Source organism: Bacillus sp. B4EP4a (genome assembly GCF_006680105.1).
GTDB classification, from domain to species: domain Bacteria; phylum Bacillota; class Bacilli; order Bacillales; family DSM-1321; genus Peribacillus; species Peribacillus simplex_E.
This window is the reverse complement of record NZ_VHIK01000047.1, coordinates 1-14,508: the sequence shown is the minus strand read 5'-3', so window position 1 is coordinate 14,508 and position 14,508 is coordinate 1. Positions and strand designations below refer to the sequence as shown.

At 35.9% G+C, this 14,508-nt stretch carries 13 protein-coding genes and 1 pseudogene; 7 read left to right on the top strand and 7 right to left on the bottom strand.

The window, feature by feature from the left end:
* Positions 1-185: 185 nt before the first annotated feature.
* Positions 186-731: a GrpB family protein gene (locus FNK51_RS21490; RefSeq protein ID WP_141994625.1), complete on the bottom strand. Its 546-nt coding sequence runs from the start codon at positions 729-731 to the stop codon at positions 186-188.
* A gap of 206 nt (positions 732-937) precedes the next feature.
* Positions 938-1,309: an NUDIX hydrolase gene (locus FNK51_RS21485; RefSeq protein ID WP_353617943.1), complete on the bottom strand. Its 372-nt coding sequence runs from the start codon at positions 1,307-1,309 to the stop codon at positions 938-940.
* 499 nt (positions 1,310-1,808) lie between these two features.
* Between FNK51_RS21485 and FNK51_RS21480 the strand changes: the two genes are divergently transcribed.
* The 3 genes from FNK51_RS21480 to FNK51_RS21470 all read left to right on the top strand — a co-directional run bounded on the left by FNK51_RS21480 (position 1,809) and on the right by FNK51_RS21470 (position 3,352).
* Positions 1,809-2,237, top strand: a complete 429-nt coding sequence (locus FNK51_RS21480) for a MarR family winged helix-turn-helix transcriptional regulator (protein ID WP_056529680.1) — start codon at positions 1,809-1,811, stop codon at positions 2,235-2,237.
* A gap of 77 nt (positions 2,238-2,314) precedes the next feature.
* On the top strand, positions 2,315-2,956 hold the full coding sequence (locus FNK51_RS21475) for a nitroreductase family protein (RefSeq protein WP_056529677.1): 642 nt from the start codon (positions 2,315-2,317) through the stop codon (positions 2,954-2,956).
* Between the two features lie 102 nt (positions 2,957-3,058).
* Complete coding sequence (locus tag FNK51_RS21470; protein ID WP_056529674.1) at positions 3,059-3,352, top strand: putative quinol monooxygenase; 294 nt, start codon at positions 3,059-3,061, stop codon at positions 3,350-3,352.
* Between the two features lie 906 nt (positions 3,353-4,258).
* Here the strand turns inward: FNK51_RS21470 and FNK51_RS21465 are convergent.
* The 4 genes from FNK51_RS21465 to FNK51_RS21450 form a co-directional block, all read right to left on the bottom strand.
* Positions 4,259-4,822 (bottom strand): GNAT family N-acetyltransferase, encoded by a 564-nt coding sequence (locus FNK51_RS21465; RefSeq protein ID WP_286178812.1) that lies wholly within the window; start codon positions 4,820-4,822, stop codon positions 4,259-4,261.
* Positions 4,823-4,882: 60 nt separating this feature from the next.
* A complete protein-coding gene (locus FNK51_RS21460; RefSeq protein WP_141994624.1) occupies positions 4,883-5,374 on the bottom strand; it encodes a DinB family protein in 492 nt (163 codons plus the stop codon).
* A gap of 839 nt (positions 5,375-6,213) precedes the next feature.
* Positions 6,214-6,756, bottom strand: a complete 543-nt coding sequence (locus FNK51_RS21455; RefSeq protein ID WP_141994623.1) for a DinB family protein — start codon at positions 6,754-6,756, stop codon at positions 6,214-6,216.
* A 521-nt stretch (positions 6,757-7,277) separates the two neighbouring features.
* Entirely contained in the window at positions 7,278-8,480 is a 1,203-nt protein-coding gene (locus FNK51_RS21450) for a C40 family peptidase (RefSeq protein ID WP_181762314.1), read from the bottom strand.
* Positions 8,481-8,796: 316 nt separating this feature from the next.
* Between FNK51_RS21450 and FNK51_RS21445 the strand changes: the two genes are divergently transcribed.
* Entirely contained in the window at positions 8,797-9,456 is a 660-nt protein-coding gene (locus tag FNK51_RS21445; protein WP_141994621.1) for a TetR/AcrR family transcriptional regulator, read from the top strand.
* A 164-nt stretch (positions 9,457-9,620) separates the two neighbouring features.
* Positions 9,621-10,448, top strand: coding sequence for a DUF4097 family beta strand repeat-containing protein (locus FNK51_RS21440; RefSeq protein ID WP_141994620.1), 828 nt, complete (start codon positions 9,621-9,623; stop codon positions 10,446-10,448).
* 592 nt (positions 10,449-11,040) lie between these two features.
* Here the strand turns inward: FNK51_RS21440 and FNK51_RS21435 are convergent.
* The gene (locus FNK51_RS21435; protein WP_397429104.1) at positions 11,041-12,132 is read right to left on the bottom strand and encodes a CotH kinase family protein; all 1,092 of its coding nucleotides are present in this window, start codon (positions 12,130-12,132) and stop codon (positions 11,041-11,043) included.
* Between the two features lie 239 nt (positions 12,133-12,371).
* Here FNK51_RS21435 and FNK51_RS21430 point away from each other — a divergent pair, with 239 nt between their 5' ends.
* Together FNK51_RS21430 and FNK51_RS21425 are read left to right on the top strand one after the other, a co-directional pair.
* On the top strand, positions 12,372-12,704 hold the full coding sequence (locus tag FNK51_RS21430) for a hypothetical protein (RefSeq protein WP_141994618.1): 333 nt from the start codon (positions 12,372-12,374) through the stop codon (positions 12,702-12,704).
* 1,298 nt (positions 12,705-14,002) lie between these two features.
* Positions 14,003-14,119 (top strand): annotated as a pseudogene (locus tag FNK51_RS21425) (YjcZ family sporulation protein); the annotation flags it as partial.
* Between the last annotated feature and the right edge of the window lie 389 nt (positions 14,120-14,508).

The window sequence follows — 14,508 nt, the reverse complement described above, 5'->3', positions numbered from 1 at the left end:
GGTTCATCATTAAAATCTAAGTAAATAGAATAACGGTTCTCTTCAAGGAAACTTCCCTTTGTTGTTGAACTAAACTGCCCCTTTAGTTCCATAAGAAAAGAGCTGCCTTAAAGACGGCTCCGATCTTCAGCTAACGCACCCGTTAGTTTAAGTACATTTCTTCACAAACTTATATTAGTTCGCAACTAAGATTTAAGAACATAATTGATAAATTCTGTTTTTTCTTTAGTGTACGCTTCACGATCATTGCTATATTTTTTTGCTAAATTTCTTTTAAGAATAGCGTATTCATCAATAAACTGCTGATTATTCCGTAATAAATCACGAAAAAGTAGCTGATTATCCCACCGTTCTTCTCCCTCAAGTAAAATATGTAAATGTACTACTCGTTTGTCGTTAATTACTTTCACAAAAAATCTTTGCCAAGGTCGATTGTCTATGTTAAGTGGTACATAATTCCAGTCGTGATTAGCTAACAATGAAGATATTTCTTTTATTTTTTGAAATGAATCAATTTTAGCCATTAAATCAATGATTGGTTTAGCTGGTAAATTTGGAATAGATGTACTTCCATAATGTTGAATTTCCGTTATGCCGAAAGTTGAAAGAAGATTAAGAAGAAGTGCTTTTTCCTGATTACCTTTTTCTACCCACTTGGGATTTGGTTCGACAATGTCTATTGTCTCATTAGCCCAAACGGGCCATGTGCTTTCATCATGAATATCTTTCATTTTACTCTCCCTCAAGATTTTAATTTTTTCAGTTTCAGAAAAATCTTTGTGCCTGCATTCTTTTACAAACCTGCCTCGATAAAAGAAAAAGCTGCCTTAAAGACAGCACCGCTCTTCAGCTAACGCACCCTATAGTTCTATAAGAAAAAGGCTGCAACCGCAACCTTCCTTATTGAGAACATGTTAGTTGAAAATGGATTGTACTTTTAAAGCAACTTCTTTCGGTTTAACGTCAAGGAGTGATAGTTTTTCATATCTACCCACATTGGCAAATATGTACCTCTATCTCTATTTTCATTGGTGTATTCTTCACTTTGTCCAGTACCAAAAGTTCCTTCGATAATTTCAGCTAAGAAAAAGTATTGTGTACCGTTAAACTCAACCTTTGCAAAGCACTCATTAACGTTGACTTTTACACCTAATTCCTCAAAGGCTTCTCTTTTTGCCCCTGTTTCAGGATTTTCACCTTCTTCAATTCCACCACCAGGAAAAACATAGTAAACAGAACCGTCCCTATTTCTTTTAATCAGTCCAACCTTGTTATTTTCTACAAGCACAACCGAACCTCTATCTCTCATACATTATCCTCCCTTATCGCATGCACTTTATTTAATTAACCTGCCCCTTTAAAAAAACTGCCTTAAAGACAGCTCCGATCTTCAGCTAACTGACAAAGAACTTGAATATCATTTACAGGCATCGTACTCAATGAAATTTAATTGATTGAAGTAGCATACAGAAAAGGATGAAGCATTCGCTCCTTCACTTTCTGTATTATGGCACATAAATCGAAGAATAGTCTTGGTCTACGACTATCAGATGAACTTTTCCACCTTATTTAAGGGCAGTTTTATCATACTTATACCTTGGCAAAAAGCTCTAAAGGTTTACTGAGCTTTCTTGAAAAGATTGCCTAATCAAAAAGGAGATAGAGCAACATTTTGGTCTAGATCATATTTAAGCAAAAGTTGCAGTACTAAAATACTTGCTTTATTATTTAGGGTATAGTATATTAATTGACACATCAACTATTGAGCTATCAATTATTTTGTCTAACGTATGAAAAGAGGGTGTTTCTTGACGAATTCATGTTCTAATGAATCTTTTATTTTATATATAATGAACTGCCTTAACAAACAGATAAGTTCAAAATTTGAAAGTTGTACGGGCATTAGTCAATCAAGACATGATATCTTATATCAGCTTTATCAAGTTGATGAAATTAGTCAAACAGCACTTCAAAAAGAGGTTAACATTGACGGTGCAGCGATTACCCGGCATTTAAAACAACTTGAAGCGACTGGGATGATTTTAAGACGCAAAGATCCGGAGGATAATCGATTTACTCTTGTCTGTCTTTCAGATCATGGTCGCAAACAAATTATTCTCTACCAAGCTGAAAAGGCTCGTTTTGTCACTTTGATGCTTAAAGATTTTAAAGAAGAAGAACGTCAAGAGTTAACAGATATGCTGACACGCATTCAAAAAAATATAAGCCAAGTCTAACACTTGATTCGTTACAATTTGAAATGAGAATAACTATAAATTAAACTACTAAAGTTAAAAAGAGGAGACTATCAACTATGACTACTACAGCACAATTAACAAATGATTTCAAAGAAATTGTCACTGGACGCCGCTCCATAAAAAATTACGACAAATCCGTAAAAATCAGTAGGGAAGAAATGGAGGAAATACTTACCTTAGCGACACTTGCTCCTTCTTCAGTTAATATGCAACCATGGCGCTTCCTTGTAATTGATAGTCCTGAGGGAAAAGCAACACTTGCACCTCTTGCTCGCTTTAACCAAAATCAAGTCGAAACATCTTCCGCAGTAATTGCCGTATTTGGTGATATGAACAATTTTGATAACGGCGAAGAAATCTACGGTAAAGCTGTAGATTTAGGGCTTATGCCTTTAGAAGTAAAAGAAAACATATTAGCCTCATTTGCTGGATATTTCGAAAAAATCACTAGTGAAGAAATGAAAGAGGTCGTTCTAGTTGATGGTGGTCTTGTATCCATGCAACTAATGCTTGCGGCTCGTGCTTATGGCTATGATACAAATCCAATCGGTGGCTATGAAAAAGACCAAATCGCAGAAGCTTTTGGATTAGATAAAGATCGATACGTACCAGTTATGCTAATTTCAATCGGTAAAGCAGCAGATAATGGCCATCAATCAGTTCGTCTTCCAATTGATAAAGTCGCACAATGGAAGTAATGTAATAAAGAATCCATTCATTAAATTTCAACCGAGTATGTTATTTTCACTTTAATTATATATTAAGTTTATTATGCTTAACAAAAGAGAGGATGACGTTTAATGATTATCATTCATGCCGTATTTAATATTAATCCAGCAAAACAAGATGCATTTCTAGAGGAGATTCAACCGCTAATCGTAGCTTCAAGAGCGGAAAGTGGAAATGTTTCTTACACTCTTCACAAAGCTACAGAAAAAGACAATGAATTTACAATGGTTGAAGTTTGGCAAGATCATCTAGCGGTTGCAAGCCATAATTCAAGTGAGCACTTCACCTCGTTTGTTGGTAAAGCTAAAGAATTCCTTTCTTCACCTTTAAATGTTAACGCATTTGAAGGACAACCATTAAAATAATGAGTTAAAATGTATGGGATTTCCTATATCCCATCTTATAAAACAAAGAGTTGCTGCTTCGGTAAAACAAGCTGCAACTCTTGTTTATTTCCATTCCATTTTCTCGAACATCACGCGCTTATTTGGCGTACATAATCTGTGTGACAATTAACCTAAAAAGTCGATCTCCTCTACGTTAAGGAATCGACTTTTTTTACTTATTCTTCTTAATGAACTCCCTCAGTTTAATAGATAATGCTCACGAATACTCGCTTATTCGCAGGATTTCAAACCACATGGTATAGGTTGCTTTAGATGAACGAAAGAGATAGGACCGTTTTGATAAGATGAGGGCAGATTGAAATAGGGGATCTATTTAAAATCCCATATTATTACATATACTGCACGCATTTTCCACGCTGCCCTTGGAGGCTTTCCCTCCCATGTCTTAACGAGTCATATTCATATGCCCTTTCATTCCTTCGTCATGCCTATCCAAGGGGTGGAGGCCGGTTTTGCTAACGGAACGGGTCATTGCCCTTTTGTTCATTACATCCAGTACTCGTGCTTTCTTTGAATTCCTACGAATAAGCCAATGCTCGTGAATGACAATATCAAAAGGTAAGTTTCATGCTGCTTCTGGAGTGATCGGGTAAACTTTTTCTGGGGAATAGTCAGATCCACTTCTGGCCATTCCCACTAAAACTCAAGTTGTTACTCCAGAATCAATTACTTGTGTTATATTTGCAGCCAAGAAACAAATAACCATGATAATTAAAGCAAACGAAATAACCCCTAAATATTTTTTCATGATTTCCCCCCTTATAGAAATTATGTATTTTTTTATTGATGAAATATCCTGCCCCGATAGTGGAATAAAGAAAAAGCTGCCTTAAAGACAGCTCCGATCTACAGCTAGCGCACCCCTTAATAAAGATAGCCTAAAAAATCTAGATCTCCTTCTTGCCAACCAGACTTACCAACTTCTTTAATCATTAACCCCTCAATTACTTCATAACCTATATCCCTTGTAATTTGACTTACATGGTCAATTTTTAACCATTTACATTTGTTCGTAACTGACTTGTACCCATTTTTTAAATACAACGTTTTGTTGTCAGCAAATAACAATAAAAAGTCAATATTTCTATTGCTACAATACTGTTCAATTTCTAAAAGTAACATCGAGCCTATCCCCTGTGAGCGAGTGTTTTGACTGACACATAAATCAATTAGACCAAGCACTCTTATAGGATTTCCGTTAAGATTCATCACTCTGTAATCTATTCCTACCTGTCCTACAAGTTGATTTTTTTCGTTAAAAACTACAAATCTAAAATGAGGTAATTGTTTAAAATAAATTCTGTTTTTTGGAAAGTCTTCTTGAAAACATTCGCTTAACAATTCTTGTATATTTGAAGTTAAATCATTACCCATCTCATAATCAAATACCATATCTATCTTCACATTATCTTCTCCAATTATCTTCATTAGAGCAGCCCCTCTAGTCTTAAACTAACGTACCTGTTAGTTCTATAACTATAAAATATCTCACTTTTTCTTCTTGCTATAATTCCAGCTCTTTTGTATCTTCCGAATAAAGATGATTTGACCAATGTGATATGCGTTATGAGTGGATACATTTCCAAGTATCTCCCACCACTTCGCATGTGCAGGGAAGCCATTTACTTCACTCTCAACTTTTTCTTCCGTTAATAAATCTTGCCATTGTAACAACACCTCTAAAAGTCGTTCTTTTAAGTCACTAAAACTTTTATTTTCGGGAATTATAAAACTTTTATTATTATCACCTATGGAAGGTACAGCATTAACATGAGATTTTTGGTACCTAGTTTGCCATGTTTCATTCCAATAAAGTAGGTGCTGCACAATTTCAGCAATACTATTACAATTTTCGTTAGGCTTCCAAAACGCTTCTTCCTCTGACAAATTTTCGACCGAGTCAGAAAATGGAAGGTACCAGCTAGGATCATTAGCATTAGCTAATAACTGATCGGATAAGACGTCTTTTGCATGAAACATGCTCTCCACACTCCTTCTTAAGGTTTATCAGAATTTAAATACCTTTATTTACTTTTAATCATTCTCTTTGATATGGTTATTCCCCTCTTTTATTAACTCTTTCCCAACTAACCTGCCCCGATAGTTGCATAAAAAAAGGCTGCCTTAAATGCAGCTCCGATCTTCAGCTTAAGCACCCGTTAGCCATCCATGAAGCGCAAAAATCTGCGCTTCACCACAGAGAATGAAAATTGGTTTCTAGGTCGATAATGTTTTTTATGGCTGGCGAAGAAGGTCGTTGAACTATGGTGTCTTTGAGCCCATCCGTTAGTCTGACTCCGACGACCACGGTGTACCACCGACTGTCGTGCCCTTTATGGGTAGCACTCATGGGAGATTAATCCTTTTTGGGTCGTCGCGCTAGCCTCTACTTAATTTGCTATGATTGGAGGTTTTTGTTTAACGATTTACCAAACTCAATCAGATCACTCATAAGGCTCAGCCTTTTTTAAAAAGCGTTTTTACTGGGTCTATTTTGTTGTGGTTTTTTCTGGATTTTGAGCATTTTTAATTTTCATGGGAGTTTTTAAGGGGTAGCGTCAGGAAAATGCGGATTTATATCGTTAAGGAAATTTCGATACTAAAAATCCCAATTTCTCAGCATTAAAATTGAGAAATTGGGATTTTTTCGTTACTCTATTAAAGCGCTTTTTAACGGAACAATTCTATTCGTCATTCAACAGTTTCATAATCAACCTTCGTTGTAAACTGCTTATTGGTTTAATTTGAATGGCATCCTCTCAGCTCTTTAAACTCCCTCAACTGGGCTCCTGCTGATATTCCGACGGTCAATAACTGCTTCAACAATAAAGATTACTTACTTTTAAAAGAAACTGATCGATACGTTCTTTTTGCCGTAAGTGGTGCCGGAAATGCATTTCGATTAGCTGAAAATATTCCTCTGCATTTAAATATCCCATTCTCCGGTGCTGAACTTTCTGGCTGGCCGGAATGTCAGAGAGCTTTCTCTCTATCTCTTGCATTTTCTCAATGATTTGAAGCAGTCCTTCCTTTACTTCTTCTTTTCCTGTAGGATTTGGCGGTGTGAAATCCGGTGTATCCGGACCTTTTAACCTGATTGGAGGAAACGTTCCTTCTTTGAAAATCGATTCGCCTATTTCTGTTTTTTTACCGCCATCGGAAGTAGTGCCATTAACACATTGCTTAATGGCTTTCAAATGAAGATGAAGGGTGCTCTTTATTATATGATTGTACATTTGTCCTAATAACCATTCATCCTCAGAAGGCTTCCTTGTAAACTCATCTAGCGAATATTTACTTAACTCTTCAATATAGTATGTAGCCACCTGTTCGAATCGCTTCAATATCTCTTTTGTATCCAATAGATTTCCCACTTTCTTTATAATTTTCTTTCTCCTTAATGTTGAGTAGTACGTCCCAATGCTAAACTAAATAACATCTTCTGACATTAACTTCGACTTACTTACAAATAATCCCTTCTATTTTATTCAAGAATATGGTCAATTGCTGAACAAAGGTCAAAGAGCACTCTTCAACTAACCTGCCCCTTTAGTTCATTAAGAAAAACCGAAATTAGATCATTTCGGTTCATCTTTTTTATAAACGGTACGACTTTTTTATAAACAGTACAACTTTTTTTCTAATCCACAATTCCGATTCTTACGCAGTTAAAACATCTATTAATAACCGATAAATCTGAACAACTTTCATTTTCTTTTCATTTGTATATTCCTCAAAACTTTTGCCCTTTTTAAGCCCATTAAAAATCCCCTCTAGATAGTAGTTGTAACATCCATGTTTGTTCGTGGTCTTGTTACACTGCCTACCTTAAGGGGATAATATCACTAGAAAATCCAAGTAGTCTAATTCTCTTGTGTCTATCTTAGTCCATATTGATTTGGACTTGCCCAAAACTTTCGAACTTCTGAGTAAAATAACTTGAAGTAAGATCAGATATATGAACGCCAGTATTCTTTGTTGTATGAATAAAGCGACCATCCCCTAAATAAATACCTACGTGGGTTATCTCTTGACTTAAGTCTGTATCTCTAAAAAATACTAAGTCCCCTGCCTTTGGATCTTTGAGTTTCGGCAGCAAGGAATAGTAATCCGATGCCGAACCACGTTTAACGGAAATGCCCTGCTCCTTCATGACCCAATAGATAAAACCGCTGCAATCCATTCCAATCATCGGATCATATTCTCCGAAAACATAGGTAAATCCACGTAGAGTATATGCATACTTTATGACATCATAAGCTTTATCATAGGAAGCCTCTTGATTTGCATAAAATGGATACAAGGGACTGCTGTATATTTGAAGATACTGCCCCTGCATCAAGCTATCAGTTGGTAAAGCGTTACGCTTTTTGATTGTATCCACCGATACACCGTAATTATCCGAGATACTTTTAAGTGTTTCATTATTTTGAACGACATGCTCTCCCTTAGGTGTATACGTTTTATACGCGGCTTGGTATTGTGCAAAATATTTTTCTGTGGTAGATCTCACCTGAACTGTCTCTGCTCCGTATCCAGAATTAACAAACCGATTTCCCCCCAGATAGATCCCAGCGGTCACGACTTTTGAACTTCCCTTTTCCAGAAAAAATATAACATCTCCAGCCTTAGGAGTATCTGTATCCATTCCTTGCTTATAATAGCCTTCAACTGACAAACGGTCGATGGGCACCTTTTGTCGGGAGAGTACCCAATGAATCAATCCGCTAGAATCAAACCCTTTTATAGGTGTCTCTTCTCCAGCCGTTTTTTTAAATCCAGTAAAAGATTTCGCATAATTCCCAATTTGTTTCCCTCTCTCTGCCCATTGATAGATGGAAGGAGTATAAGCAGTCTGAATGATTCTTAACTTCTGACCCACATATAACTTACCATCCGGTAACCCATTCGTCTTCATTAATTGCTCTGCCGATATATTATAAGTCGCTGCAATCGATTCTACTGTTTCTTGAGAGGATACAGTATGCACTGGATCTGCTGCTTCAACTTTTAAGCCAGATAAAAAAGTAAAAATAACCATGCCTAGTAATAAAAGCAACATACTACCTAATATTCTTTTCCCCATTGTAACCCTTCCTTTATAACAAAAATATCCTTTAAAAAATACAGTCATACAGATTTTCTTCCTTCCTAATGAAATTATGTAATAAAATATCAACTGTATAACTTTAACATAAAAATACTATTAATTGGATTTACTTCCACTTTTATCATTGAACTAACCTGCCCCGTTAGTTGCATAAAGAAAAAGTTGCCTTAAAGACAGCTCCGATCTTCAGCTAACGCACCCTTTAGTTTAACAAGGAACTATCTATTGACATCCAAATAATTACAAAATATAATACATACATATGAATGTATAAATGTGTGGAGGTGATAAATTGGCACGTAATAAATATCCTGAAATAACGGTACAGAGAATATTAGATGCTGCAACTAGACTTTTCCTTGAAAAAGGATGGGACCAGACAACAATCCAAGACATTATTGATGAATTGGGAGATTTAACTAGAGGTGCGTTCTACCATCATTTTAAATCTAAAGAAGATATTATAGATGCTGTTCTCAAACGATTGGCTTCGGAAAATAATCCATTTGAACAAGCAGAGAAAATGGATGGTTTAAATGGTTTAGAGAAACTAAAAACTGCTTTTCAGCTTTCCTTTACTAATAATCAGGGACAGGTTGATGCGATCAAGTCTATCCCATCTATTTTAAAAAGTCCTACACTTATTGCCAATCAATTAATGGAATGTGTCAGAATAGGAGCACCAAGTATACAATCAATTATTGAGGAAGGTGTAGAGGATGGTTCAATTTCCGTTCACTATCCAAAACAATCTGCTGAAACACTTGTGATACTATCGAACATTTGGTTGAGTCCAATTATTTTTTCAGTAAATACAGAAGAATATATGCAAAAGGTAAAACACTTGCAAGAACTATTTAACGGTATTGGTTTGCCAATTATTGACGACCAAATACTAACCTCTCTTGAAACTTGTCACAGAGAAATCTTCAATTTAAATAGGCTGTCATAAGGCAGTTTATTTTTTTGAATATATACATACATATATATGTATGTGGAAATTTAATAATTGGATTGATTTGTATCGGAGTGGGTGTAGCATCAATTATAAGTGGGTGGATGCAGATTCAAATATTTCAACGATTAGAATAAGCTAAAGAAAGGGAGGTAAATATTATGAAGGGTGCTCTAATTGCAGGAGGCGTTTCAGTATTGTTAATAGCCGCAGGAACTATTGAATTTTTCCTTAAAAAAGACTTCGTTCATAAGGAGGACTTAAAAGATGTTTCCAAAATTATTGTGGATAGTGATGTTGTCAACGTTCATCTCAGTTCTGGTGGTTCTAGGATGGATTTTGAGTACTCAGGTAAAAAATCTATTCTAGGTGATCCCAAAGTCGATGTTACATATAAAGGCGATCAAGTTGTTATTAAGGTAAGAGAAGTAAATAATTGGAGACGAATTGCACCAATTAACACAAGCAGAGGAAACTTAGTTCTGTACATCCCATCTATATCAATGAACCAAGTTCAAATTAGTACCGGAGTTGGAAAAATAGATGTTAGATATCCGAGCGAAATAAAAGAACTAACCCTAAATTCAGATGTGGGTACAATTAATGTAGATTCTTTCAAAGGTGAATCTCTAAATGTATCATCAAATGTTGGTACTATTAATTTAGGAACAATCGACGGAAATATCAATGTAGATAGTTTAGTTGGTAGAATAAAAATCGCAGACCTTTCTAATATGAAAGGAAAGAATAATATTAAATCTAATAATGGCACCATAAAAGTAGGAATACCTGGTGAAAAGACTCTTAATGAGGTAGGATTAAATATTTCAACTAAAACTGGAAGAATAATTTCAGAAAACAATAAACTATCAGGAGAAAACATTTATAATGTAGAACAACTTCCCCCAGGGAAGAAAGTCATTAATAGATACAAAGGAGATAAGGAATTAAATATAACTTCCTTTGTGGGTAATATAAAGATTTATTAAAAAGAAAAAGAAGGAGGATTCTCCTTCTTTTTCTGCTTTTTTAAAAGGTCTTCAATTTTCTATATTTCATTATCTTCCAGTGTTTCTCTATTTTTTTAGGATCTCGGAGGAGCTTAGCGTTGGCAGCAGGATTTTTCTTATTCCATTTCATTTCTTCCAAGAAAGTATAAAAAGGTCATCCATTTTACATAAATATATTCCATATCATCCTACTTTCCCTTTGGTACTCATCCTTTTTATCTTACCATTTCTTCTTCAACTAAACTGCCCCGATAGTTGCATAAAAAAAGGCTGCCTTAAATGCAGCTCCGATCTTCAGCTTAAGCACCCGTTAGCCATCCATGAATAGCAAAAATCGGCGATTCACCACAAAGAATGAAAATGGAAGTGTCAATACTGATACTGACCTTAATCCAGTCAACCCTAATCCATAGACTAATTAATTAACGCTCTCGGTTCTACAAGGTTCTGAATGATTTACGCTATAACGTAAAAAAGCCTAACCCCTAAAGGTTAAGCAGACTTACCGCAAGATCTATATTGCTATCACTAACCCTTTTCACTCTGTGGTGGGGTATCGCCTATTGTACAATTAATCTAATTTATATAATTGGCTGCTTATATACTTTGCCCTCGCTTCAATATATTGGCATATAAAATCTGGTTCTTTATCAAATAGATGGATCTGTTCCTTTACATAGGGGTCCTTTAGAACATAGGGCCTTATGAGCTCAAAAGTTTCCTGGATTTTAGGTTTCATAAATTCTAAAGTAAACTGGTTACTTAAGATATCTTCTAATCTTTTTTTGTATTGGTTTCGAAATGTTTTCACATCAAGAATCCGTGCCGTTAACGTATTAAAGCCCTCAATTCTCACATAGTCTTCGTCCATGACTTCTCCATTTATATCCCTTCCCCATGTAGCGTCATAATCCCAGGGAATGACTTCAAAAAGTCCCGTTTCTCCATTCCGATATAACGCATAGTTATGAACGAATCCATCGTAATTTTGCGTGAAAATAACACCTGCGAGCCAGCAAATATACTTTTCAACGTTTATATATTTTACAATCTCCTTTTCAAAGTCTAATCTTGAGATCGTATTGATTTTTATGATTAATTCCTGTAAGGCATTCTCATCCTGAGCTATCCCACATTTTCTCTCATATCCAAACTCAAGCGATTTCTTTATATCTTGATCAAGGTCACTCATTAACGAGAAGTTAGCGTCACCATCCACAGCATAAAATATAGATCCTTTTGGCAGTTTTTGATTCTCTAAAAAATACTCATCGACGGATTCTAATTCTAGATAAAGGCCCTCATTTTTCCCATTTATCATTAAGAAAACAAACCGGGATTTCGGGGATAAACATCCAATTTCCTTAAAAAAATCTAAAGATAATTTATTTCTTATGAATGATGGATCCTTATATTCTGCGTTTAAATGCCATTCTTTTGCGTTTCGAAAAGTATTTGGTTTGTGAAAAGCTATATGATACGACTTTTTGCGAAAACCACGAATATGAGAGCCACGATAAGCTAGATCGATGTCATACCTTTTATTGTTTACGTTTAGCTTTGCAGTAATTGGATCATCACACCAAATATCCCTGCGTAGCTCAGAAAAATCCAAAGGATGAATAAAAAACTTATATTCAGGTAGTTTCTTAGCATGATCCACAGGCATCCTTCCCCTTTCTTTTTCCTATACTCATATGCCAAAAGGGCTGTCAAGGATATTTTTGTCAGTGAGGCGTTTGTCTATTACCACTCTCGTACAAACCACATAGTTTATAGAGGGAAAAGAGCGCATTAATATGCTTTGTCTCATTAACTATGAAATGGAGGTAATGAGTATGTCGAATTTTTGCAATAATGATATACAAAGAGAGGTACACAGGGCTAATTCAAGGGGTTTAAGTGACTTCATGTTCCAGAGTCCACGATCAAACTGCCGTTCTAGAAGAAGAAATACAAATAGGCGCAATACATCAAACCGTCGTCGCACGAGTGACAATCGACGCCGCTGCACCAGCCGGAACCGTCGTCGTACGAGCGACAATCGATGCCGCTGCACCAGCCGGAACCGTCGTCGCACGAGCGACAATCGACGCCGCTGCACCAGCCGGAATCGTCGTCGCACGAGCGACAATCGACGCCGCTGCACCAGCCGGAACCGTCGATGTTGCCGGAACCGGAATTGTCTGTTTGGAAATCGACAAAGATGTTGCTTTGGATTCTGGTAAATATTAACAAACAAAGATACTTTGATTAAAAATGAGATGATAGGATCTTCTCTATCCTATGTAGGTTGCCAACCAGGCGCTTGTAAAGTGAAAATCTACAAAAGCTGAAGAAGTATCCTAATCCGAATTCATTTTGGACAAATCAAAAAGGATCCAGACAAATAAAGGCATGGAATGATAATCATTCCATGCCTTTGAGTTAGAGGTTAAATCCCATCCAACCACTCCTAACTATCACTTTTTCCATACATATAGGTCGTTATTTTTTTACTGTTCACATTTTCTTAGCATTCAATCGTTTTTCCAATGCCTTAATCATGTAAATGCCTTGCTTCACGTAATACCTGGTCGGCAAGAAGGGAGATTAATGACGAATCTGGCATGTTATGGAGGCTATCTGGGCTACTTTTTGGTAATGTCATAACTTCTGTTTGGTGTTTTGTGCTAAATGGCCATCGCTGTGATCCTGCAGGATGCATAGGTTTTTGTTGTATTGCAACTTAAAACACATGTTGGATAGTTATTCATTTCATTTAGTTTAGTAACCGAATTTTTTAATTGTGCATATTCTGTTACCACATGACATTTCAAGTCATCCTTCATTATTTTACACTTGTAGCAGACACTTTTGTGTCTGCTACATTCATGCTCTCAACTTCTTTTAATTCTTCTTCCATCTCACGTAACACTTTCGTAAAAATGTACGATAAGTTATGTACACATTCATTTAAAGATTGTGAGATTGTTGGTTTGATATCCCTTTTTTTATCTGACCTAATGTTTGGCTTCCCTCTTTCATATGCACTTTCCCCTCACAAAAGTGAAAATACCCTATGTACACTATCCATATGAACCTGAAATCTGAACTATTCCAGTAGAAAGGAAGATGTTTAATAATTCTGAATTTCAACCATACTTGTACAATCAAAGTACATAAAAAGGAGTATGAATCATGGCTAAACAAAAAGTGAACATGACTAAAGAAGAAGGAAAAGAATTATAAAAAAAAATTCTCACTCATTCAGAAAAAAAAGGAATCCCAACTTTCCCTAAAAAGAAAAAAGCCTGAAGCATTTTCACTCCAGGCCAGGTGTACCGCAAGATTAATCAAAGCCAGCACTAGTCCGACACCCAATAAATATGGCAAGTACAGTATATACCGCATTACCCTTTTAGCACCTTACGGGGTGTTTTTTTATCCAATGAACAGAGATGGAGACTATTGTGTCATTTTCCTAATTAGAGCATAAGGTGATATTACCCAATTAATTTCCTCCTTAAAAACAATTAAGGAGATGTTTCTATATGTCACGTTGTGAATCAAGTTGTGATGACGGTTTTGGATTTGGTGGAGGTTTCGCCTTTATAGTCGTTTTGTTTATACTCTTAATCATTGTTGGAGCTAGCTTTGTTGGTGGATACGGCGGCGGTGGCTATGGTTACGGGGGCGGTTATGGAGGCTGCTGCTAAAATAGTATGAAAAAAGCCGACCTTTATTGGTCGGCTTCTTCAAATTTGATTCCTATTTCTGGGGAATGAATTTTAAGATGCAGTTCGTAGCGTGGCTTTCTTGAAGGTTTTCTCGATGCTACCCCCTATTGGGGTAGCGTCAGGAAAATGCGGATTTACAACGCTAAGGAAATGTCACCTATTAAAAAAGCCGATTTCCATCTCAAGGAATCGACTTTTTTAGTTATTCTTATTAAACTAACAACCAGTATAAGCACTATTTTCGATTCTTTACCACTATTTTAAATAATTTTATAATATTCCATGATGAATCCACCTATAAAAAATTTTTTATAAACTAA